The 1,828-nt window shown below is 62.7% G+C and carries 2 protein-coding genes; both read right to left on the reverse strand.

Translation table 11 applies throughout. The annotated features are described in order from the left end of the window. The coding region (locus ACX80C_RS19270; RefSeq protein ID WP_459328078.1) for an MFS transporter at positions 1 to 1,152 on the reverse strand (1,152 nt) is incomplete at its 3' end. Between the two features lie 28 nt (positions 1,153 to 1,180). Then, positions 1,181 to 1,546: an ArsR/SmtB family transcription factor gene (locus ACX80C_RS19275; RefSeq protein ID WP_459328079.1), complete on the reverse strand. Its 366-nt coding sequence runs from the start codon at positions 1,544 to 1,546 to the stop codon at positions 1,181 to 1,183. Positions 1,547 to 1,828 lie beyond the last annotated feature (282 nt).

Here is a 1,828-nt window from a genome sequence, read left to right on the forward strand (position 1 = left end):
GACCGTGGCCAGTGTGGCCATCACCACGGCCATGGCGGGGTAGCCTCCCAAGGCGGAGGCCAAGGCTGGACCTGCAGCCGGAGCCACGGCTCCGACGATAGTCACAGGGGCTGCGAAGGCGCCCTGCAGTTGCCCGAAGCTTTGGGTACCCCACCGGTCGGACACGGCAGTTGCCTGAAGGAGGGTGTTGCAGCCGCGCACCATCCCGGCAATGATGGCGACCGCGACCAGCAAACCTGCCGGACCGGCGGTCAGCGCCAAAACCCAGACGCATACTGCTCCCAATGCGTTGAGCACCACCATTCTTCGGACCGGAGAAGTGCTGGAGGGCAAGGCTGAGTAGGCGATGCGCCCGATCACCTGGCCAACCCCGATCAGCCCGAATGCCAGCGCTGCACTCTGGTAGCTGATCCCGCGTTCGAGGAAGAGCGCGATGAGGTTGAACGTCACCGCGAACAGTGCGAGCGTGGACAGCGCCATGGTTATTTGAAGCAGCCGGAATGGTCCGCTGCGCATGAGGGCCTGGGTTTCCTGTCCTGACCGGTCACCAACCGAGGAGCCAATGGGTGTGGACCAATGGGCGTTGAGGAAGAACCAGTGCAGAGGGATCGTCACCACAGCGAGGATCCCCGCGAGGACAAGATAGGTATCACGCCATCCCAGCCCGGCGATCAGGGCTGCCGTGACAGGTGCAAAGATGGTCGACGCGAACCCTGCCACGAGGGTCAATGCCGTCAAAGCCCGGATCCGTGCCCGGCCAGCGCCGTACCAGCGGGTAATGATCACGAACGCGGGTTGGTAGAACACTGCGGCCTGCGCAAACCCCGCCAGCAGCCAGGCGGCGGCGAACACGGCGAAGCTGGGCGACCAGGCGACGAGCAGCAGCGCCAGTACCCCCACTATGCTTCCGGCGCTCATCAACCATCGAGGTCCTGTACGGTCAAGGGCGCGTCCCACCCGTACTCCGACGAGTGCCGAAACGATCAGTCCGGCAGAGAATGCCGCCGTCATCGCGGCGATGGACCATCCAGTGTCATCACCGATCGGCACCAGGGCGACCGGAAGCGAATAATAGAGAAGACCCCAGCTCGTAGTCTGAGCGATGCACATGGCAGCAAGACCGCCACGCGGGCGGTCCTGGTCAGTCAGCACGGGTTGTTCCTGAACCAGGGTGTGCGGCTTACCGGGGATCCGCCAGGCTGGAAGCGAGGGACTCGAGGGCGCCGGGCACAAGCGAGTAATAGGCCCAGACGCCGCGCTTCTCCCGGTTGAGGATCCCTGCGTCGACCAGGATTCTCAGGTGGTGCGACACGGTTGGTTGGCCGAGGTCGAGTGGCTCCGTCAGATCACACACACACGCTTCGTGGTCCTTGCCTGCCGAGATCAGCGAGAGCAGACGCAGGCGGTTTGGATCTGCTATCGCTTTGAACTGCCTGGACAGTTCCGCTGCGCGGGCGGCACTTAGTCCAGACGTAGCCGACGGCGTGCAGCACGCCTCGTTGTCCTCTGATGGAGTTTCGGAGTGAGCCTCGGCGATAGTGGTCATTCCACCATTATGCACCCACATTGACAATCATCGATACGTATCGCCATACTCATATCGATACTGATCAATTTATTCGATCCGGGTTCCGCGTGGCCCTGAGTAAGGAGCACGGTGAGTCAGACCGCCCTGCAGCAAACCAGTCCCCAAGAGCCCAAACAGGTAAGGCTCCCAACGCTTGACCGGTTGCTTCCCGTGTGGATCGTCGCAGCGATGATAGCCGGGCTGTTGCTCGGCCGGATGGTTCCCGGTATAGCCGAAGCTCTGGACTCGATCAAGGTGGGA

Source organism: Arthrobacter tecti (assembly GCF_054511355.1).

What these genes read in the sequence shown, in the direction of transcription:
- ACX80C_RS19275 (WP_459328079.1), bottom strand. Translation starts at nt 1,546, where the DNA reads ATGACCACTATCGCCGAGGCTCACTCCGAAACTCCATCAGAGGACAAC.